A 19,019-nucleotide genomic window follows, 5' to 3' on the forward strand; every position below is an offset into this window, starting at 1 on the left:
ACAACTCGTGCCTGACCGCCAAGTCAGTTACTTATCGAATCAAATTTCCCAACTCCATGAATAAGCGCATACTCATCGTCGACGACTCCTTTTACATGCGGACGATGCTCAAGAACATGCTCACCGATGCCGGCTACGAGGTAGTGGGCGAGGCAGCCAACGGCGCCCAAGCTGTGGAAATGGCCACTTCGACATCGCCCGACTTGATTACCCTCGACGTAATTCTGCCCGACAATACGGGCCTCGATGTTCTTAAAAGCCTGCGCCAGGTGCAGCCCACTGCTAAGGTGGTGATGTGCAGTGCAGTTGGGCAGGAAGTCATTGTGAACGAAGCTATTGAGAACGGCGCCCTTGCCTATATCGTAAAGCCTTTCTCCGAAGAGAAAGTCTTGGAAATTGTGGGCGCTGCCCTGCAAAACGACGCAGAACAAACCGCCTAACGTGATTCGACAACGCCTCGTCGCAGTAACGCAACCCGCCGCCATGGGTGGGGCACAGACGTGTGCGCCGGGCAGTAGAATGATGAACTTCTCTGATTCTGGCCAATGAAAACGCGCGACCAGGAATACCGGGAGATGTTCATGGCTGAGGCCTTGGAGTATTACGACTCCATGAGCCGGCATCTGAGCGAGCTGGAGCGTAACCCCAGCGCCGGCCCCGCGCTGAATGAGCTGTTTCGGTTGATGCACAACCTCAAGGCCAATGCCCGCGCCATGGGCTTTACGGACCTTGGCGAGATGGCGCATCACCTTGAAACGCTGTTTGGTTTGATTCGGGACCAGCAGCGCACCTTTAGCGGGGCGCTGACGCGCGTAGTCTTTGCGGGCGTCGATGCTATGGGGGCCATGATTCGGGCCATTGGTGCCAACCAGCCCTTACCCGATGCCCAGGCCCTCATTGAAAATCTAGACCGGCTGGTACGCGGCGAAGAGCCCGTTTTTGAAGAAGACGAGGTTGCGGAAACCGATGAAGAGGCAGGCAAGAAGATGGAGCTTTCGGACCTGGTTTATATCCAGGTTAAAAAGCTTGACAATCTCCTGAATCTGGTGGGCGAACTGGTCATTGACCGTGACCGGATTATGACCCTGGCGCAGGAGCTTGACAACCCGGCGCTGCTCGCAACGGCCCAGCATCTGTTCCGAATTTCCGACGACCTGCAGTACAGCGTGATGGATGCCCGTCTAGTAGGCGTGGGCGTATTATTGAATAAATTTCCTCGCGTGGTGCGCGATGTGGCCTCCGCTGAGGACAAGGAAGTTGAATTGATACTGAGCGGCCAAGATGTTCAAATCGACCGCAACATTCTGCAAATCATCACCGATGCCTTGCTCCACTTGGTGCGAAATGCCGTCAGTCATGGCCTCGAAACAAAGGCCCAACGCCAGCAGGCTGGTAAGCCTTTGGTGGGGCATCTCACGCTGTCAGCCATGACAGAGCGCGACGATGTACTTATCCAGGTGCGCGATGACGGTCGGGGCATCGATACCGAAGCCGTGCGCCGCAAAGCCGTAGAGCGTGGCCTGACGACCGCCAATATTGCAGCCACGCTTGACGAGCAGGCCGTATGGGCCTTCTTGTTTGAGCCTGGCTTTTCGATGGCTTCCAAAATTACTGATATTTCTGGCCGGGGCGTGGGCCTGGATGTGGTGAAACTGGCCTTGGATTCCTTGGGTGGCCAACTGCGCGTGGAGTCCGAATTGGGGGCAGGAACCACTTTCACCCTGGTGCTGCCTACTTCGATTGCTGTAAAAGGTGCTCTACTCATTGAAGTGGAGGAGCGGCCCTACGCTGTGCCCCTGATGCACACCGATACTGTGCTGGCCCTACAGCCCGAGCAAATTTCGGTAGTGGGTGGCGTGTTACTCACCCACTTCCAAGGGCAGCCAGTGCCGCTGGTACCGTTGCAACTGCTGCTGAACGATGAAGGCGATGAGCCGCTGCCGCTTGCTACCCGCAACGATGTGCAGGGCGCCCAGCAGGTACTGGTTGTCAATTACAACAACCGCCGCCTGGGCCTAGTCGTCGACCGCTTCATTCGGCAGCAAAACATTGTCATCAAACCCCTGAGCAAGCCACTCGATACCATCGACTTGTTTGGTGGGGTCACCCTGCTGGGCAGTGGGCAGGTGTGTCTGGTACTTGACGTACCGGCACTTACCCGCCTTTTCATTACCAAACGCCCGTAACTTTCCTTTCTTTCACCCCAGTCCTCGCAGCTGCACTTTCCCTATATTTGACGTTATGGATTTATCGATGACCGATTTAGAGCGTGATATAATCCGCGAGATTTTGAATATTGGTCTGGCTCGTGCCGCCGATTCATTTGCCGTGATTGCCCAAGAGCGTGTTCTGCTGGAAGTGCCGAACATCGACCTGTTGGTAAGCGACGACATCCTGCGTAAAGTGCGCGAGTACCAGTCCCGGCACGTCGCCATCCAATCCGATATTCGGGGTGATTTCAACGGTACAACGCTCATGTTTTTCTCTGGGCAGCACGTGCAGCGGCTCTCGCGCGTATGCCTGCGCATGCAGACCACCGAAACGCTGGAAGTGAACGAGTTGCAGGAATCGTTGCTGCTCGAAATCAGCAACATCATTACCGGTGCTCTGGTCACGCAGCTGGCCAATATCCTCAAGGCCAACATCTACGGTGCCCCGCCCATTGCCCCGCGAGGCGACATCGCCGAAAACATGCAAAATCTGCTGCCTGCTCAGCAGCTACAGCCGCTCATCTTCTCCGTTATCACGCAGTTCTCTGACCGCGACAATACTGTTGAACTGCCCTTGATGCTGTTTTTCGACCGGGTAACGTTCGTGAAAATTCTGGACATCATTCGCAGCTACGACTTCCTCGGCAGCCAGATGTCGGCCTGAAAATCACCCCTCCGCTATTTCTAACCTGATGTAATCAGCACGTCATGCTGAGCTTGCCGAAGCACTTCTACTGCGCGAGTAATTAGTTACTTTCCCGGTAGAGATGCTTCGGCAAGCTCAGCATGACGTTCTTTTGTCACTCCCACACTCTTCAAAAACACCAATGTCTAAAGCTGACGCTCTCGCCAAAAAAATAGCTTCCTTCGACCCCAATGCGCCCGGCGATGCTGATGGCGGCCTTTTCGGTCTGCCCTTCACACCCGAGGAAGCACAAGTAGTGGTAGTGCCCGTGCCGTGGGAGGTAACTGTAAGCTACCGTGCGGGTACCGCCGAAGGTCCGGCCGCTATTCGCGATGCTTCCTTGCAGGTTGACCTGTATGACTCCGATGTGCCCAATGCCTGGAAGCTGGGCTTGGCCATGGAAGAAGAGGACGAAACCATTGCCGCTACCAGCCGTGAACTGCGTCCTCTTGCTGCCGATTATATCACCTGGCTGGAAGAAGGCCAACCCGAAGCCGGCCAGAAGAAATTCGAAGGTGTGCCAGCCAAAGTCACGGCTGAAGGCGACAAGATGCTGAAGTGGCTCAAGGAGAAGACCGGGGCATTGCTCGATGCCGGTAAGGGCGTAGTGGTGCTGGGCGGCGACCACAGCACGCCGCTGGGCTATCTGCACGCCTTGGCCGAGCGCCATGAGGAATTTGCAATTCTACAATTTGACGCACACTGCGACCTGCGCCCGGCTTACGAAGGCTTCAAGTACTCGCATGCCAGCATCATGCACAATGCGCTGGAATTGCCGCAGGTGAAAAAGCTGGTGCAGGTGGGCATCCGCGACTTCTGCCAGCAAGAAGCCGATGTTATTGACCAGTCAAATGGCCGGGTGGCACTGTTCAGCCAGCGGTTTCTGAGCGACGAGAAGTTTGCTAAAAAATCCTGGAAGAAAGTGTGCGGCAAAATCATCGCCCAACTTCCCAAGAAGGTCTACATCAGCTTCGACATTGATGGCTTGGACCCCAAGCTTTGCCCCGGCACCGGCACGCCCGTTCCCGGCGGTCTGGAGTTTGAAGAAGCTACGTATCTGCTGCGCAGTATTGTGCGAGAAGGTATCCAAATCATTGGCTGTGACCTGAATGAAGTAGCGCCCGGCGACACCGAATGGAATGCCATCGTGGGTGCCCGGCTGCTCTACCAACTTTGCAACTGGATGGCCGTATCTCAAGGCCGTCTCGGTGCAAAAGGCATGGCGACGGAATAAATTTCTTACCCTTCAACTCCTGTTCCGATGGTTGGTTTTATTCTCAAATTCATTCTCACGGCGGTGCTGGTGTACGGCCTCAGCATGGTGCTGCCGGGTGTGGCGCTGGCGGGCCTCGATAGCGCAGCCATTCTGGTAGTGGTGCTGGCCATTCTGAACGCCATTGTGAAGCCAATTCTGAAAATCCTGGGCTTTCCCATTACCGTGCTTACCCTGGGCTTGTTCCTGCTGGTTATCAACGTCATCATCGTGAAACTGGCCGACTATCTGATGAGCAGTTTCGATGTGCATGGCCTACTGAACGCCCTGTTATTCAGCCTTGCCCTGTCGGTGGTAAATGCGGTGGTAGACATGGTAATTGACTAGTCATTGCTTCGATTCAAGCTTAAAAAGGCCTCTTGCGAATGCAGGAGGCCTTTTTTGTGACAAGCAGAAAACGACTACGAGCTAAGCCGCCGTCTGGCGGCGGTTGCGCCAGCGACGCACTGCCCACCAGATAACTGGTGTGAGCAGTAAGAAAGGCCACAAAGCAACCAAGCCGATGAAAAGGCTGGTAATAATCGTCCAACCGGTATAGAAGGACTCGACTACCCGGCTGGCAAATGATACCACTGGTGCCTCGGGTACGGTTTGGGACAGGAGTTGGTAGCAGGTTAGAGAAATGGTGGAGTAGGCTACCTCATCGTTCAGGGTTTTGAGGCGGCTTTCGGTGCTTTCGATTTCCTCGCGTACTTCGCCAATTTTACCTTCGATTTCCAGCACTTCGCTGATTTTTTTGGCCCGTGCCAGCAAGTCGATGTAGCGTTTTTCGACGGCGCGTTTGGTCGCGAGGCGGGCGGCTACGTCGGCATGTTGGGCGGTTACGTCGTCGGTGGTTAGCTTTTTTTCTTCTACCGTGCCCACTCCACCCAGGGCGGCCATCAGGGGTTGAAACCGGGCTGGTGCCACCCGAATGGTCATTTCCTGACGCCACTCGCCGTCGGCCCGTACTTCGGTAGAGGCGCTTAAGTAGCCGCTGTTGCGACGCACCAGGCTATCGAGGCTGGTGCTGGCGCGGGGCAAATTGTCTACTTTCAGGCGTAGGTCGGCGTGGTAGATAAGCAGCCGGGATGGGGCCACGACGGGTTCGGCACCAGGCTTGGGACCAGATTTTATTTCGGCGGTGGCATCCTCCGATTCTTCAGCGGCGGCGGATGGTGCATTTGCTTGAGGAGCGGACTCTGCAGCATCTTGCCTCATTGCACTGTATTCGGCCTTATTATCCGCACGACCACATCCTCCCAACAGTACAGCCAACCCAAACACAAAACACAAAGGGTACTTCATGATTTTCAGTAGTAAGGTGAATTCTAAAACCGAGGCAACCCGGCCAGTTGTAAGCCAACGAGCAATGCCTAAGTATGCATATGGTAGTTAGCAGCAAAGGCTATTGATGAACAGCTAAATAATTAGCCCTGTGTGGGATGACGCAGCCGCCACCAGCGCAGGCCCCACGCTCCGGCGCCACTTAGCAGCAGCAGCCACAGGTTGGTGAGCAGCACCAATACACTCAGCACCACCGACCAGCCCCGGTTGAAAGCATCCAGAAACTGTGGCGCAAAGGCCGGTAGCGGTTCGCTGGGCTCCGGAGTGGGCAGCAGCTGGCGTACGTGCAACGTGAGGGTGGCCCATTTGCGTTGTGCTCCAAATTGTTGCAGACGGGCCTGGGCAGCAGCAATGTCTTCTTTTGCCTGACGCTCCTGCCCAACCAGGCGCTGCACCTCCGCCGGATTGGTGGTTTTGGCTAGCAGTTGCTGGTATTTATTTTGCGCAGCTTGCTGCTCGGCCAGGGTATTGCTGGCCGACAGGATGTCGGCCGTCACATCAGCCGAGGCCACGTCTTTGCTCTCGATGTGACCCAGCCGGCCCAGCGCGGCCACCAACGCCACAAATTTGGTGGGTGGCACTTTGATGGTCATTTCTTGGCGGAGCAAACCGTCGGCCCGGGTTTCGTGGGCAGTAGCCAGGTAGGCACCGTGTATGTTGACCAAGCTGTCAATTTTTGGGCTGGCCTTCTCAAAGTTATTTACTGCGAGTTCCAGTTTGCCTTCGTACACCACGGTGTGCGCAACGGGATTGGGTTGAGCGGGCAACGATGGCAAGTCGGTGGTTTGAGAACCCGAAGCAATGGGTGCGGCGACCGAATCGGTGGGAGCGGGGGCAGCCGTCGTTTGAAGGTCGGGAAGAGTTGCTTCCTCTTTAGATTGGCTGCAACCTACCAGCCCCAGTCCGAGCAGGACGGGAAAAATCAGGTATTTCATCGGAAGATTTTTGGGAAAGCTGAATGTGGAAACGAACAGCGGCGCAGCTGACCCTTTATCCGACTTCTGTATTCGGGTAACCCAAAACTTCAAAAAAAACAGCCCGACCTCTTCAGGTCGGGCTGCTCAAGTACCGTAAGAAAGTTAGTAAAATGACTGATTATCAAATGCGTCGAATGTCGGCACCCAATGCTGTCAGGCGTTCATCAATGTGCTGGTAGCCGCGGTCAATCTGCTCTACGTTGAGGATGGTGCTCTTGCCCTCGGCGCTCAAGGCGGCGATGAGCAGGGCCACACCGGCCCGGATATCCGGCGAAGTCATGGTGATGCCGTGCAACTGCTTCTGCTTGTCGAGGCCGATGACGGTAGCGCGGTGCGGGTCGCACAGAATAATCTGTGCACCCATATCGATGAGCTTATCGACGAAGAACAGCCGGCTTTCAAACATCTTTTGATGGATGAGTACCGTGCCCTTGGCCTGGCAGGCTACCACGAGCACAATGCTCAGCAAATCAGGCGTGAAGCCCGGCCAGGTATGGTCCGAAACCGTGAGGATGGAGCCGTCGAGGTAGGTAGCAATTTCGTAGTGGTCCTGCGCCGGAATGTAGATGTCATCGCCCCGGAATTCCAGCTGAATGCCCAGCTTGCGGAAAGTATCCGGAATTAGACCCAACTCGGGAATCTTGCAGTCTTTGATGGTGATTTCCGAACCCGTCATAGCCGCAAGACCGATGAAAGAACCAATTTCAATCATGTCGGGCAGCATGCGGTGGTCGGTGCCGCCGAGGCTCTCCACACCCTGAATGGTGAGCAGGTTGGAGCCAATGCCTTGGATGTTAGCACCCATGCGTACCAACATGCGGCACAGCTGCTGCAGGTAGGGCTCGCACGCCGCGTTGTAGATGGTAGTAGTGCCCTCAGCCAGCACGGCCGCCATTAGAATGTTGGCGGTGCCGGTTACCGAGGCTTCGTCCAGCAGCATATGGGTGCCCGTCAGCTTGCCATCTACCTTGATGCGGTAGAAATCGGTGCCTTCCAACGTGAGCTTACCGCCCAGCTTTTCGAGACCCAAAAAGTGTGTATCCATGGGCCGACGGCCAATTTTGTCGCCGCCCGGCTTGGGCAGCTGGCAGCGGCCGTAGCGACCCAGCATCGGTCCCAGAATCATCACCGAGCCGCGCAAAGCGCCCGCCTGCGCCACGAACTCGGGCGAGTCCATGTAGTCCAGGTTGACATTTTCAGCCTGAAAGCGGTAGGTGTCAGATGCTAGTTTGCCCACTTTCACACCCATGTCACGCAGCAGCTCAATGAGCTTGTTGACGTCGCGGATGTCAGGAATATTGCTGATGGTTACGGGCTCCGGGGTGAGCAGTACCGCGCAGAGAATCTGGAGAGCTTCGTTCTTAGCGCCCTGGGGCGTGATTTCGCCGCGTAGCGCTTTGCCGCCGCGTACTTCAAATGCTGCCATTCGTTTGGTTGTCAGTTACAAGTGTTCTGGTAAAAAGAACGTCATGCCGGGCTTGCCAAAGCAGCTCTACCGAGAAAGTAACTAATTACTCGCGCGGTAGAACTGCTTCGGCAAGCCCGGCATGACGTCCATCATAAATTACTGAGGCGGCTGCTGCGGCTCCTGGCTGCGGCCTTTCTTCCGCTTTTTGCCATTTTTATTGCCGAAGCTATTGTTGCTCCGACCGTCTCGGTTGTCGCGGCCCTCGCGGCGGTCACGCTGCTGTGGCTGGGGGACAATGAAGGCCGGAGCGCGGCCCGTACCTACCGGCATCTCGAACAGGTTTTCCGCGTCAACAACGGCTGGGTCGAGCTTGAGCTGCCCGCCCGATAACTCGCTTAAATGCCGTAGAATGGTCACATCCTTCGCATTCTCCTTGTTGTGCTGGCGGTACAGAAACTTCATCGTCCGGCCAATCTGGACGGTGGCCTGCTCGCGTTCGGCGGCATCTTCCAGGGTCAGGGCTTTGGCAATCAGGGCTTCAATGGCCGCTCCATAGGCCCGCAGTTTGGGTGCGGTGCGGGGGTAGGGTACACGGGAGGGCTTCTCGGTGCGCACCGTAAGGCTGCGTAGCGGCACCGGGGCTTCGAGCGCCACTTCTTCACCGGCCATGGCATGCAGGTGGTTCCAGAGGCGGGTCTGGATTTCGGGCAAATCGCGGAGTGCGGGTTGTAGGCGCAGCATGAGCTGCACAATCTGGGTGGCCCGCTTGGTGCGCTCAGCCATGTCCTCAATCTGGACGAGGCCTTGGATAAGCTGGTACGTACTGTGCCCGTATTCGCGCACCAGCAGTTGCAGGTGGAAGGGCAGGGAATTTATATCGGTCATAGAAAAACAGGAGGGAGGGCGCCGGGGGCGGGGGCTCAGGCCAAAGATAAGAGGTTCGGCCGGCTAGCATGTAAGGATTCGCCAGAACGCCATGCAGGTCAGAATGCGTTGCATGGCGTTCTGGCGATTTCGTCGCCGCAACCTAATGTACCCGGAGCTTGGCGAAGCTCAGCAGCAGCACTTTCTCGCCCACTTCTTCAAAAAGAATAGTCGCCTTGGTGGTGCCCTGCTGGGTTTCCAGCGCATTCACCACGCCAAAACCAAACTTGGCATGCTCTACGCGCTGCCCGGTTTGCAGGTTAGACGTATCGGAAGGCTTAAAGTCGGCTGGGGCCACATATTTGGTGGCCTGCACCTTACGGGGAGCGGTCGGAATCAGGTTTGAGCGCCGCTCAAAAACGTGCTGGAAGGTAGACTCGCCGGCTGGGCCGGGTCCGGGCGCAAATTTAAAGTTGATGTACTGTGGGTCAATTTCATCCAGGAAGCGGCTTTTCTCGCAACTGCGCAGGTTGCCCCACTGGTAGCGCGAAGTGGCATAGCTCAGCGTCAGCTTCTTCTCGGCCCGCGTAATGGCCACGTAAAACAGCCGTCGCTCCTCTTCCAAATCGGCCCGCGAAGTAATCATCATTTGGCTCGGAAACAGGTTCTCTTCCATGCCCACGATGTATACATTTCGGAATTCCAAGCCCTTAGCCGAGTGAATGGTCATCAGCGTTACAGCTTCCCCTTCCTGCGCGGCATCCTTCAGGTCGGAGTCCGTCACGAGGGCAATATCCTGGAGAAACGCACCCAGGCTTTTGTCCTCTCGCTCGGGGTCATCCACGTATTCCTTGATACCATTAAGCAGCTCCTGAATGTTTTCGTAGCGGGAGAGGCCCTCAATGCTTTTATCAGCATATAATTCCTCCAGCATTCCCGAGTTCTTGGCGATGAACTTGGCGGCTTCGAAGGCATCTTCCTTCTCCGCAACCACCACATAGCTCTTTATTTTCTCCGCAAAACCCACCACCGGATTCGATACCCGCGCCGGCATGAATTGGTCGGCGTTGGCCACTACTTCCCACAGCGTATGGTTAGCTTCATCGGCCGTGGTAATTAGTTTACTGATGGTCGTGTCGCCGATGCCACGCTTCGGATAATTAATAACCCGGCGAATGGCCTGCTCGTCATTCTGATTGACAGTCAGGCGCAAATAGGCTACTAAGTCCTTGATTTCCTTGCGTTGGTAAAACGACAGGCCCCCAACAATCTTGTATCTGATATTCAATTTCCGCAACGCTTCTTCCATCGCGCGGCTTTGCGCGTTGGTGCGGTACAAAATGGCAAAATTGTCGTAGGAAAGATGCCCATTCATCTTGTCTTCGAAGATGGAAGTGGCCACCAATTTGCCCTCTTCGTTATCCGAAGCGGCTTTAATTACCTCAATTAGCGTTCCATCTTCATTCTCCGAAAAAACGTCCTTGCGCAGCTGCGCCTGGTTGTTTTTAATCACCGAATTAGCGGCCCACACGATATTTTTTGTGGAGCGGTAATTCTGCTCCAATTTAAATACCTGCAATTCGGGATAATCTTTCTCGAAATTCAGAATGTTGGAAATATCCGCGCCGCGGAAGGCGTAAATACTCTGCGCATCATCGCCTACCACGCAGATATTCCGCTCTTTAGCGGCCAGCTTACGGGTAATTAAATATTGCGAATAGTTGGTGTCCTGGTACTCGTCTACCATCACAAATCGGAACATATTCTGGTATTTATTCAGAATATCGGCATGGTCCCGAAACAGCACGTTGGTGTTGAATAGCAGGTCGTCGAAATCCATCGCGCCGGCCTTGAAGCAACGCTGCTGATACTGCTGATAAATCACGCCGATTTTGGGACGGAGCGCCGCTTCATCATCGGCTTTAATGGCCGGGTCGTTCAAGTACTGATTATGAGAAATCAGCTTGTTTTTAGCTGCCGAAATCCTTCCCAGCACCAAGCTCGGCTTGTAGAGCTTGTCGTCGAGTTCCAACTCCTTTACAATCTGGCCAACCAGGGTTTTTGAGTCCTGCGAGTCGTAGATGGTGAAGCTGCGCGGGAAACCAATCTTGTCGGCCTCGGAGCGCAGGATTTTAGCAAACACGGAGTGGAAGGTGCCCATCCACAGGCTGCGGGCCGCCGGCCCGACGACCTTTTCCACGCGGGCGCGCATTTCCTTGGCGGCTTTGTTGGTGAAAGTTAGGGCGAGGATGTTGAACGGGTCAACGCCTTTTTCGAGCAGGTGGGCGATGCGGTAGGTGAGCACCCGGGTTTTGCCCGAGCCAGCACCGGCGATAATCATGCACGGGCCATCGGTTTGCATCACCGCAGCGCCTTGCGACGGGTTCAGAAGGGAAAGATAATCTAGTGCCATCAGCGAAATAAGCCGCCTTTTGGGCGGGTTTGCAAAGGTACTGCCCATGGGGCGGGGGGCGAAAGGAATTTCTACCCCCGCCGCAGGGGTTAACTTTGCTGTATGATTATTATCCAGGAAACAGTCATCTCCGACGACATCGCCGACCATTTTTTTGTCTGCAACCTCGAGGCTTGCAAAGGAGCCTGCTGCGTGGAGGGTGACCTCGGCGCCCCCCTTGAAGAACCGGAATTGAAGATTCTGGAGCAGGAGTACGCCAACATCAAACCTTTTCTGACCGAGGCCGGGCAAGCCGCTATCGAAGCCCAGGGCCTCTACATCAAGGATTGGGAAGGTGACTATAGCACAACCACAATTGACGACAAAGAGTGCGCCTACGCGCTCTACGACGAGCGCGGCATCCTGAAGTGCGGCATCGAGCAAGCCTATCTGGCGGGCGCTACCACCTTCAAAAAGCCCATCAGCTGCCACTTATATCCCATTCGCATTACGAAGTATGAGGGCTTCGATGCGCTGAACTACGACCGGTGGAATATTTGCAATCCGGCTTGCTCGTTTGGCAGTACGCTGGGCGTTCGGATATACCAGTTCCTGAAAGACCCGCTGATTCGCAAGTACGGCGAGGGTTGGTACAGCCAGTTAGTTGAGGAAATTGAAAACCCAAAGCCAGGCAAGAAATAAAAAAGACCGGCTGTGAGGCCGGTCTTTTTGGTCAGACAGAAAACGAGGAATTAGGCCTCCTTTATTACAATCCGCTCAATTTCATCGTCCTGACGAACTTGGTCAATGATTTCCAGGCCTTCCACTACTTTGCCGAACACGGTGTGCTTGCGGTCTAGGTTGGCCGTGTTGGGGTTGCGGTCGTGTACAATGAAGAATTGCGAGCCGCCCGTGTTTCGGCCAGCGTGCGCCATGCTCAGGGCACCCCGCTCATGGTACTGATTCCCTCCACTGGTTTCGCAGTCGATTTTATAGCCAGGGCCGCCGGTTCCAGGCCGGCCCTGCGCGCCCACGCGGGTATTGGGGCACCCTCCCTGCACAACAAAGTTTGGGATGACGCGGTGAAACGTCAGGCCGTCGTAATAGCCTTTTTCAGCAAGGTCGATAAAGTTTTTGACGGTGTTGGGCGCGTCTTGTTCGTAGAACTCAACTTTCATAACACCCCGACGGGTATGGATTTCGGCGGTTTTCATGGATTCGCGGTATTGGGTGGATGAAATAAATGTATACGGCAACAGATGCTGTTTCCGGCCGCGAAGGTAAGCAGCCTGCTGATGTGCCAAACGTCCGTCCTGCCCCGTTTCTTCGTAAGCTCAACGGCCCTATCGGCTTACACGCTCCAAACCTTTTTTCACAATCTCTTTTTCATGAAAAAGCACTTCGCTCCCCTGTTGGCCGCCCTGGCAACTTCGCTGATGCTGGCCAGCTGCGGCAACGACAAACCCGCCACCACCGAAACCGAAACCACCAGCACCGTTAACCCCGCCGATTCGCTCGCGGCGCTGGCCGGCGACTCGGCTCGTATGGCCAAGCCTGAGGGCGTAATGGTAGACGGCGTAGCCATGACCGCCGATAAAGACATCGTGGACAATGCGATGGCGGCCAAAAGCGTAAGCACGCTGGTTGCTGCCGTGAAGCAGGCCGACTTAGTGGAAACCCTGAAGGGAGCAGGTCCTTTCACCGTATTCGCGCCCACCAATGCGGCCTTCGACAAACGGCCTAAAGGCTTCTTAGCTGGTCTAATGGACCCCGCCAGCAAGGAAAACCTGAAAGGCTTGCTCACCTACCATGTCATCCCCGGCCGCCTGGTTGCAGCCGATTTCAAGGATGGTCAGGAATTCACTACGGTGAATGGCGAGAAGCTGCACATCTCCATTAAAGACGGCAAGGTGATGGTGGGCAATGGCAAAGATGCCCCGGCTACCGTGCAAATCCCCGACGTAATTTCCAGCAACGGCGTGACGCACGTCATCGACGGCGTGGTGCTGCCGCTGGCAAAGTAAGACGCCTGCAGCTTAATGAGGAATGAAGAATGGGGAATGAGGAATTGTCGTCAGGATAATTCTTCATTCCCCATTCTTCATTAAGCGAAGCGTTAGTGGCGGTTGTCTTCGCCGGCCAGCATGCTGAGGTAGCTGTCGTAGCGGGGGAGGGCAATGCGGCCTTGGTCCACGGCTTCGCGCACGGCGCAGCCGGGCTCGTGGGTGTGCTGGCAGTTGTGGTAGCGGCACTGGCCCAGCAGCGCCCGGAATTCAGGGAAATAACCGGCCAGCTCAGCCGGCGGCACGTCCACGAGGCCTAGCTCTTTGATGCCGGGCGTGTCGATGATAAAGGTGCCGGGACGCACTTCCAGCATCTCGGCGAAGGTAGTGGTGTGCACCCCTTTATCGGAAAACTCGCTGATTTCTGCCGTTTTCAAGTCGAGGTCGGGCACCAGGGCGTTGATGAGCGTGCTTTTACCCACCCCGGAATGGCCGGCCAGCAGGCTTACTTTACCATCCAGCAGTTGGTCGATTTCGGCTACACCCTCGCCGGTGGTGGCGGCGCAGGTGCGGCTGGGGTAGCCCAGGCTGGCGTACATGCCCGCAATTTCAGCCTGGTATTCGAAGCCGTCGGCATCGTACAAATCGGTCTTGTTGAAGAGGAGCGTGACGGGAATGTGATAGGCTTCGGCCGTGACGAGAAACCGGTCGATAAACCCGAACGAGGTAGCCGGCGAAACCAGCGTAACCACCAAGAGCGCCTGGTCCAGATTGGCCGCTACGATGTGAACGTGGCCGGTTTTGTGCACTGACTTCCGCACGATGTAGTTACGGCGCGGCGCAATGTGTGAAATGACGCCCGCACCCTCCGTCTGAGCTTCCACCGTAAAGTCGACTTGGTCGCCCACGGCGAGCGGGTTGCTGGCTTTCAGGCCCTTGATTTTGAACTTGCCGCGCAGGCGGCAGCGGTGGAGCTGCCCATCCTCGGCGCCGCGCACCAAGTACCACGAGCCGGTAGATTTCACAACGGTGCCATGCAGCACCTGGGCAATAGTTGGAGCCGGAGTATCCACGGTTATGAGTTGGTGAGGCCGGGTAGGGCGGCCATGATGGTACGGGTAGCACCGGCCTGCTCGTGCACGTAGTCGAGCATGGTGTCTTGCAGACGCAGGCGGGCATCCTCATGCTGCCACAGGTAGCGAAATGCCTTGTCCAACTCGGCCGCATCGTGCACCGGGAAGGCGCACTTCAATTCAACTAGTTCGATGGCCTCCTGAAATTTAGCATACGTCGGACCGAAGAACAGGGGCAGGCCAAATGCTGCGGCTTCCAGAGTGTTGTGCAAGCCCTTGCCGAAGGCCCCCCCGATGTAAGCATACTTCCCAAAGCGGTAGAGCTGGCTCAGCAAACCTACGTTATCAAACAGCAAAATGCGGGCCTGGGCCACCGTCGCGGCATCGGCTTTGGAGTAGCGTACCACCTGGCCCGGCAATACTTCTTCCACCAGTCGCAGGTTGGTTTCGCTGATTTCGTGCGGAGCTACCAGCACCCGCAGCTCGTTCTGGTAGTGCTGTAGCAACGGTGCGAGAGCCGGCAGGTCTTCGGGCCAGCTACTGCCCGCCACCAGCACCGGCGCGCCATCGGCCACAAAGGCGTCGACCACGGGCAGGTGGCGCGGCGCGGCAGCGGCCGTGGCCACTACGGTATCGAAACGCGTGTCGCCGGCTACGCTCACCTGCGTTAGGCCAATGCCGCGCAACAGCGCAGCAGACGACTCTGTTTGGGTGAAAATATGGGCGAAGCGGGTAAGGATTTTTCGAAAGAAACCGCCCCAGGGTTTGAAAAACACTTGCTCGGCCCGGAAAATGGCTGACACCACAATGGCCGAAATACCGCGCCGGTGGGCTTCGTTCAGAAAGTGGTACCAGAATTCGTACTTCACAAACACTACCAGCCGCGGCTGCACCACGTCGAGAAAGGCCCGCGCATTGCTGCGGGTATCCTCCGGCAGGTAGAAAATATAGTCGGCACCCGGCCAGTTTTTGCGGATTTCGTAGCCCGAAGGTGAGAAAAACGTAAGCACGACCTTGGTGCTGGGGTGGGTCTTGCGGTAGGCCTCAATCAGCGGCCGGCCCTGTTCAAACTCACCCAGCGACGCGCAGTGAAACCACACTCGGGGTGCAAGGTCGTTGCCAATAGTTTGGCGAATATGAGCCAGCAGCCCACGGCGGCCGGCCACCCAAGCCGCGGCCTTGGGCACAAATGGCGCTACTAGGCGCAGCAGCAGGCCGTACAGGCCCAGCGCAATGTTATACAGGAATAGCAAGCCCCAAAATTACGCAACAAGGGCGTAGTCGATGTTTCCAGTCATTATTTAGCCGTATCGGCTTCCCAATCGACGGGGCAGGCCTCGCCGTTTTTCTCAAAAAATTGCAGGGCATCAATCATCCGAATGGCTTCGGCAAGGCTGCGGCCCAGCGGCCGGTCGTTCACCAGCTGGTGCCGCACAATGCCGTCGCGGTCAATCAAAAACAGGCCCCGGTAGGCCATGGGCGAGCCTACAAAGGTCATTTCGGCTTGTTCGGTGTAGTCGTAGTGGCCGCCCAGCACATCATAGTTAGCCGATATGGTTTTGGTAGCATCGGCCACCAGCGGATACTTCACGCCTGCAATGCCACCCTGCTCGCGCGGCATTTCCTGCCAAGCCAAATGGGCGTATTGCGAGTCGGTAGAGCAACCCACCACGGCCACCCCCCGGCGCTCAAATTCCTCCAGCCGGTCCTGGAAAGCCAGAATTTCGGTGGGGCACACCCGGCTGAAATCAGCCGGGTAGAAGTAAAATAGAACGTGCTTCTTGCCAAGGTAGCGGTCCAGCGAAAACTCTTCTTCGAGTTTGCCGTCAATCACGGCGGTGGCCTTAAAGGAAGGGGCACGCTTGCCCACGAGAACTGCCATTGTAAAAGTTTGGGACGGAGATAATACGCATTAACGCAGCTCCTGAAATAAATAAAACAGGCTGCCGCGAATCAGTTAATGTGACGCTTTACTGTTTTGGCCAGCCGTTGGTTATGCCAATTGGCGCATCTCAGGCCTGGCACACAAACTGAAACGTGTTGCGGGTGCGCTGCTCCAGCAGCAGCCGCTTATCCGCCGTGAGGCGGCTGATGCTGGCCGAATCGTAGTTCTTGATGGTGAAAAGCGTGAGCCCCGCGTTGTAGTGCAGCGTGAACTGTTCCCGCAGCAAATCGAGCAGTGCGTGGATGCGTCGCTCCGAAAAATCGGTGCACACCGAAAAGCTGATGGCCGAATTCTGCATCAAATTGATTTTGAGCTTAGCCTGGGCCAGAGCGGCAAAAATAACCGCCAGGTTTTCCTCCGAAATAAACGAAAAGTCCTTGCTGGCGAAGGACACCAGGCACTGATCCGTCTTGCGGATATACGCCGGAGCCAGCGCCGGGTGCTGGCAATCGTGAATGAGCGTGCCCTCCGCTTCGGGGTTCACAAACGACTTCACCCGCAGCGGAATATTGCGCTCCGCCAGCGGCTTCAGCGTTTTCGGGTGGATAACCGAGGCGCCGTAATACGCCATTTCAATGGTTTCGCGGTAGCTGATTTCGGGGTATCGCACCGTGTCCGGGAAGATTTTTGGGTCGGCATTGAGCAGGCCGGGCACGTCCTTCCAGATGGTCACGCTCTCAGCTCGCAGGCAATAGGCGAGAATGGCGGCGGTGTAGTCGGAACCCTCGCGGCCGAGCGTGGTGGTCGCGCCAGCTACAGTGCCACCCAAGAATCCTTGCGTGACCATTGGCCCCTGAGCTAACTGGAGCATGATGGCCGCCTGTACGCGCTGCTCAGTGACACGCCAGTCTACGCGGCCTTCGCGCCAGGTATCGTCGGTACGGATAATGGAGCGGATATCGAGCAACTGCGCACCCAATGCCTGCGCCACAATGCTGGAGGCTAGCAACTCACCAAAGCTTACAATCTGGTCGTATTGCTGGTCGTAATCGCCGGTTTGCAGATTGGCCAGACGGTCGGCTAATTGCTGAAAATAAGTAGTGATTTCGGCCGAAAAAGACACCGCAGGCTCTATGCCAGCTGGAACATTCTGCAGGCCGGCTATTACCTGATAGTGGTACTGCTCAAGGGCCTGCAGCTGCGTGTTGTAGTCAAGTTTCTGGTACGCCAAATCAAAAATCTCCTCCAGCGCATTCGTGGTCTTGCCCATCGCCGACACCACAATCACCAGTGGCCCTTTTGAGCCATAGTTCCGCACAATGCGGCAGAGGTTGAGAATAGCTGCCGCATCCTTCACCGATGCCCCACCAAATTTATATACCTGAAGTCCTTGTGCATTGTCCATAGGCCCCAAAAGTAGCGCCGCCGGCCGCAAATGCGGTTTTTCCGAGTCATGCGCTACTGCTGAGAGACCTTGCGGCTCGGTATTGAGCCGGTGCTCTCTCGTAGCTAGGCGTTCTGCCAAGGTTCCGGAACAGTGTGCTACCATTCCTGCGGGTGCGCCACAGATGCGGGGCCGAGCGCCATCGTTTTAAGGTAGTGTACCACGTTGCTAGCACCGTACGCCACGAGTGTGGGGCCGTGCGCTCCCCTAATGCGACGTTGCGCCAGCAGGGCTTGATTCTGGAGCAAAAACACCGGATTCAAGCCTTGGAAAATGTGTAAAAAGACAACCGTTTGCGCTTTGAAAATAGCATTACTACGGCCATTTTTAGGAGAAAAATATCGGCTTCTGTGGAGTAGCTTTGTCAGGCGTTCCCGCCACACTCACAATTGTTATCCCCACCGCTTATGGACCACAATAAACTGGCCCTGCCCGTCGGCACCACGCTCGACCGTTTTATCATGCGCAAGCAGGAAGATTTCCCCTACGCCACGGGGGAATTGTCGCAGCTGCTACGTGACATCGCATTAGCCGCCAAAATCGTCAACCGCGAAATCAACCGCTCCGGCCTCATCGACATTGCTGGCGCCTACGGTAGCCAAAACGTACAGGGCGAAGACCAGCAAAAGCTCGATGTCATCGCCAACATCCGCTTCATCCGGGCCCTGCGCAACGGTGGCGAAGTCTGCACCATCATCTCGGAAGAAGACGATGAGATGATTCAAACCGGCAACAACCAAGGCAAGTACGTGGTGGCCATCGACCCGCTCGACGGCTCGTCGAACATCGACGTGAACGTGAGCATCGGCACCATTTTCAGCATTTACCGCCGCGTGTCGCCCACCGGCCGGGAAGGCACCGCCGCCGACTGCCTGCAGCCCGGCACGCACCAGGTAGCCGCCGGCTACGTCATCTATGGTTCCAGCACCATGATGGTTTATACCACCGGCAACGGCGTCAACGGCTTCACCTACGAGCATTCGCTGGGTGAATTCTTCCTCTCGCACCCCGATATCCAAACTCCCCAAACCGGCAACATCTACTCCATCAACGAGGGTAGCTCCGATTCCTTCGCGCCGGGCGTGGCGGCCTTCGTACAGCACTGCAAAAACCAGAATTTCTCGGCTCGCTACATCGGTTCGCTGGTCGCCGACTTCCACCGCAACCTGCTCAAAGGTGGTATCTACATCTACCCCGCCACCGCCAAAGCACCCAACGGCAAGCTGCGCCTCATGTACGAGTGCAACCCCCTGGCCTTCATTGTGGAGCAGGCCGGCGGCAAAAGTAGCAACGGCCTCCAGCGCACCATGGAAATCGAGCCCAAATTGCCGCACGAGCGCTGCCCCGTTTTCATCGGCAGCAAAGACCTGGTAGAGCAGGCCGAAGCCCTAATTGCCAAAGCCAACCAACCCAAAGCCGAAGAAGCTAAGGAAAAAATGGTGAAAGAAATACCCGTAAAAGTGGCGGTTGCGAAGTAGC

The 19,019-nt window shown here is 56.2% G+C and carries 18 protein-coding genes; 8 read left to right on the plus strand and 10 right to left on the minus strand.

The window, feature by feature from the left end; all coding sequences use genetic code 11:
• Positions 1 to 56 precede the first annotated feature (56 nt).
• From J4E00_RS09380 to J4E00_RS09400, 5 genes are all read left to right on the plus strand, one after another.
• Complete coding sequence (locus J4E00_RS09380; protein ID WP_208174874.1) at positions 57 to 440, plus strand: response regulator; 384 nt, start codon at positions 57 to 59, stop codon at positions 438 to 440.
• A gap of 105 nt (positions 441 to 545) precedes the next feature.
• Positions 546 to 2,186, plus strand: a complete 1,641-nt coding sequence (locus tag J4E00_RS09385; RefSeq protein WP_208174875.1) for a chemotaxis protein CheA — start codon at positions 546 to 548, stop codon at positions 2,184 to 2,186.
• Positions 2,187 to 2,253: 67 nt separating this feature from the next.
• Positions 2,254 to 2,874 carry a chemotaxis protein CheC gene (locus J4E00_RS09390; protein WP_208174876.1) on the plus strand — a complete coding sequence of 207 codons (621 nt, stop codon included), beginning with the start codon at positions 2,254 to 2,256 and terminating at the stop codon, positions 2,872 to 2,874.
• A 163-nt stretch (positions 2,875 to 3,037) separates the two neighbouring features.
• Positions 3,038 to 4,129: an agmatinase family protein gene (locus tag J4E00_RS09395; protein WP_208174877.1), complete on the plus strand. Its 1,092-nt coding sequence runs from the start codon at positions 3,038 to 3,040 to the stop codon at positions 4,127 to 4,129.
• A 27-nt stretch (positions 4,130 to 4,156) separates the two neighbouring features.
• Positions 4,157 to 4,495: a phage holin family protein gene (locus tag J4E00_RS09400; RefSeq protein ID WP_208174878.1), complete on the plus strand. Its 339-nt coding sequence runs from the start codon at positions 4,157 to 4,159 to the stop codon at positions 4,493 to 4,495.
• Between the two features lie 81 nt (positions 4,496 to 4,576).
• On the opposite strand, the gene J4E00_RS09405 is transcribed toward J4E00_RS09400, so the two are convergent.
• From J4E00_RS09405 to J4E00_RS09425, 5 genes are all read right to left on the minus strand, one after another.
• Positions 4,577 to 5,455, minus strand: coding sequence for a DUF4349 domain-containing protein (locus J4E00_RS09405; RefSeq protein ID WP_208174879.1), 879 nt, complete (start codon positions 5,453 to 5,455; stop codon positions 4,577 to 4,579).
• 122 nt (positions 5,456 to 5,577) lie between these two features.
• The gene (locus J4E00_RS09410; protein WP_208174880.1) at positions 5,578 to 6,429 is read right to left on the minus strand and encodes a DUF4349 domain-containing protein; all 852 of its coding nucleotides are present in this window, start codon (positions 6,427 to 6,429) and stop codon (positions 5,578 to 5,580) included.
• Positions 6,430 to 6,592: 163 nt separating this feature from the next.
• Entirely contained in the window at positions 6,593 to 7,897 is a 1,305-nt protein-coding gene (gene murA, locus J4E00_RS09415) for a UDP-N-acetylglucosamine 1-carboxyvinyltransferase (protein ID WP_208174881.1), read from the minus strand.
• A gap of 138 nt (positions 7,898 to 8,035) precedes the next feature.
• Positions 8,036 to 8,764, minus strand: a complete 729-nt coding sequence (locus tag J4E00_RS09420; RefSeq protein ID WP_208174882.1) for a DUF4290 domain-containing protein — start codon at positions 8,762 to 8,764, stop codon at positions 8,036 to 8,038.
• 142 nt (positions 8,765 to 8,906) lie between these two features.
• Positions 8,907 to 11,204, minus strand: a complete 2,298-nt coding sequence (locus J4E00_RS09425; RefSeq protein WP_410779745.1) for an ATP-dependent helicase — start codon at positions 11,202 to 11,204, stop codon at positions 8,907 to 8,909.
• A gap of 54 nt (positions 11,205 to 11,258) precedes the next feature.
• On the opposite strand from J4E00_RS09425, the gene J4E00_RS09430 reads away from it, so the two are divergent.
• Positions 11,259 to 11,837, plus strand: coding sequence for a DUF3109 family protein (locus J4E00_RS09430; RefSeq protein ID WP_208174883.1), 579 nt, complete (start codon positions 11,259 to 11,261; stop codon positions 11,835 to 11,837).
• Positions 11,838 to 11,887: 50 nt separating this feature from the next.
• Here J4E00_RS09430 and J4E00_RS09435 read toward each other — a convergent pair whose 3' ends face one another.
• Positions 11,888 to 12,349, minus strand: coding sequence for a peptidylprolyl isomerase (locus J4E00_RS09435; RefSeq protein ID WP_208174884.1), 462 nt, complete (start codon positions 12,347 to 12,349; stop codon positions 11,888 to 11,890).
• Between the two features lie 174 nt (positions 12,350 to 12,523).
• Between J4E00_RS09435 and J4E00_RS09440 the strand changes: the two genes are divergently transcribed.
• The gene (locus J4E00_RS09440) at positions 12,524 to 13,159 is read left to right on the plus strand and encodes a fasciclin domain-containing protein (RefSeq protein ID WP_208174885.1); all 636 of its coding nucleotides are present in this window, start codon (positions 12,524 to 12,526) and stop codon (positions 13,157 to 13,159) included.
• Positions 13,160 to 13,251: 92 nt separating this feature from the next.
• Here J4E00_RS09440 and rsgA read toward each other — a convergent pair whose 3' ends face one another.
• The 4 genes from rsgA to J4E00_RS09460 form a co-directional block, all read right to left on the minus strand.
• Positions 13,252 to 14,211 carry a ribosome small subunit-dependent GTPase A gene (rsgA, locus tag J4E00_RS09445; protein ID WP_410779746.1) on the minus strand — a complete coding sequence of 320 codons (960 nt, stop codon included), beginning with the start codon at positions 14,209 to 14,211 and terminating at the stop codon, positions 13,252 to 13,254.
• A gap of 2 nt (positions 14,212 to 14,213) precedes the next feature.
• Entirely contained in the window at positions 14,214 to 15,464 is a 1,251-nt protein-coding gene (locus J4E00_RS09450) for a 3-deoxy-D-manno-octulosonic acid transferase (protein ID WP_208174886.1), read from the minus strand.
• A gap of 44 nt (positions 15,465 to 15,508) precedes the next feature.
• Entirely contained in the window at positions 15,509 to 16,093 is a 585-nt protein-coding gene (locus J4E00_RS09455; RefSeq protein WP_208174887.1) for a peroxiredoxin, read from the minus strand.
• A gap of 130 nt (positions 16,094 to 16,223) precedes the next feature.
• Positions 16,224 to 17,501: an aspartate kinase gene (locus J4E00_RS09460; RefSeq protein ID WP_208174888.1), complete on the minus strand. Its 1,278-nt coding sequence runs from the start codon at positions 17,499 to 17,501 to the stop codon at positions 16,224 to 16,226.
• A gap of 446 nt (positions 17,502 to 17,947) precedes the next feature.
• Between J4E00_RS09460 and fbp the strand changes: the two genes are divergently transcribed.
• Positions 17,948 to 19,018, plus strand: coding sequence for a class 1 fructose-bisphosphatase (gene fbp / locus J4E00_RS09465; RefSeq protein WP_208174889.1), 1,071 nt, complete (start codon positions 17,948 to 17,950; stop codon positions 19,016 to 19,018).
• Position 19,019: the final 1 nt, after the last annotated feature.

Origin of the sequence: Hymenobacter negativus, from assembly GCF_017571495.1 — a bacterium.
Classification (GTDB): Bacteria; Bacteroidota; Bacteroidia; order Cytophagales; family Hymenobacteraceae; genus Hymenobacter; species Hymenobacter negativus.

What these genes read in the sequence shown, in the direction of transcription:
- J4E00_RS09410 (WP_208174880.1), bottom strand. Translation starts at nt 6,429, where the DNA reads ATGAAATACCTGATTTTTCCCGTCCTGCTCGGACTGGGGCTGGTAGGT.
- J4E00_RS09420 (WP_208174882.1), bottom strand. Translation starts at nt 8,764, where the DNA reads ATGACCGATATAAATTCCCTGCCCTTCCACCTGCAACTGCTGGTGCGC.
- murA (WP_208174881.1), bottom strand. Translation starts at nt 7,897, where the DNA reads ATGGCAGCATTTGAAGTACGCGGCGGCAAAGCGCTACGCGGCGAAATC.
- J4E00_RS09405 (WP_208174879.1), bottom strand. Translation starts at nt 5,455, where the DNA reads ATGAAGTACCCTTTGTGTTTTGTGTTTGGGTTGGCTGTACTGTTGGGA.
- J4E00_RS09385 (WP_208174875.1), top strand. Translation starts at nt 546, where the DNA reads ATGAAAACGCGCGACCAGGAATACCGGGAGATGTTCATGGCTGAGGCC.
- J4E00_RS09440 (WP_208174885.1), top strand. Translation starts at nt 12,524, where the DNA reads ATGAAAAAGCACTTCGCTCCCCTGTTGGCCGCCCTGGCAACTTCGCTG.
- J4E00_RS09455 (WP_208174887.1), bottom strand. Translation starts at nt 16,093, where the DNA reads ATGGCAGTTCTCGTGGGCAAGCGTGCCCCTTCCTTTAAGGCCACCGCC.
- J4E00_RS09460 (WP_208174888.1), bottom strand. Translation starts at nt 17,501, where the DNA reads ATGGACAATGCACAAGGACTTCAGGTATATAAATTTGGTGGGGCATCG.
- J4E00_RS09400 (WP_208174878.1), top strand. Translation starts at nt 4,157, where the DNA reads ATGGTTGGTTTTATTCTCAAATTCATTCTCACGGCGGTGCTGGTGTAC.
- fbp (WP_208174889.1), top strand. Translation starts at nt 17,948, where the DNA reads ATGGACCACAATAAACTGGCCCTGCCCGTCGGCACCACGCTCGACCGT.
- J4E00_RS09435 (WP_208174884.1), bottom strand. Translation starts at nt 12,349, where the DNA reads ATGAAAACCGCCGAAATCCATACCCGTCGGGGTGTTATGAAAGTTGAG.
- J4E00_RS09395 (WP_208174877.1), top strand. Translation starts at nt 3,038, where the DNA reads ATGTCTAAAGCTGACGCTCTCGCCAAAAAAATAGCTTCCTTCGACCCC.
- J4E00_RS09390 (WP_208174876.1), top strand. Translation starts at nt 2,254, where the DNA reads ATGACCGATTTAGAGCGTGATATAATCCGCGAGATTTTGAATATTGGT.
- J4E00_RS09430 (WP_208174883.1), top strand. Translation starts at nt 11,259, where the DNA reads ATGATTATTATCCAGGAAACAGTCATCTCCGACGACATCGCCGACCAT.
- J4E00_RS09425 (WP_410779745.1), bottom strand. Translation starts at nt 11,204, where the DNA reads ATGGGCAGTACCTTTGCAAACCCGCCCAAAAGGCGGCTTATTTCGCTG.
- J4E00_RS09380 (WP_208174874.1), top strand. Translation starts at nt 57, where the DNA reads ATGAATAAGCGCATACTCATCGTCGACGACTCCTTTTACATGCGGACG.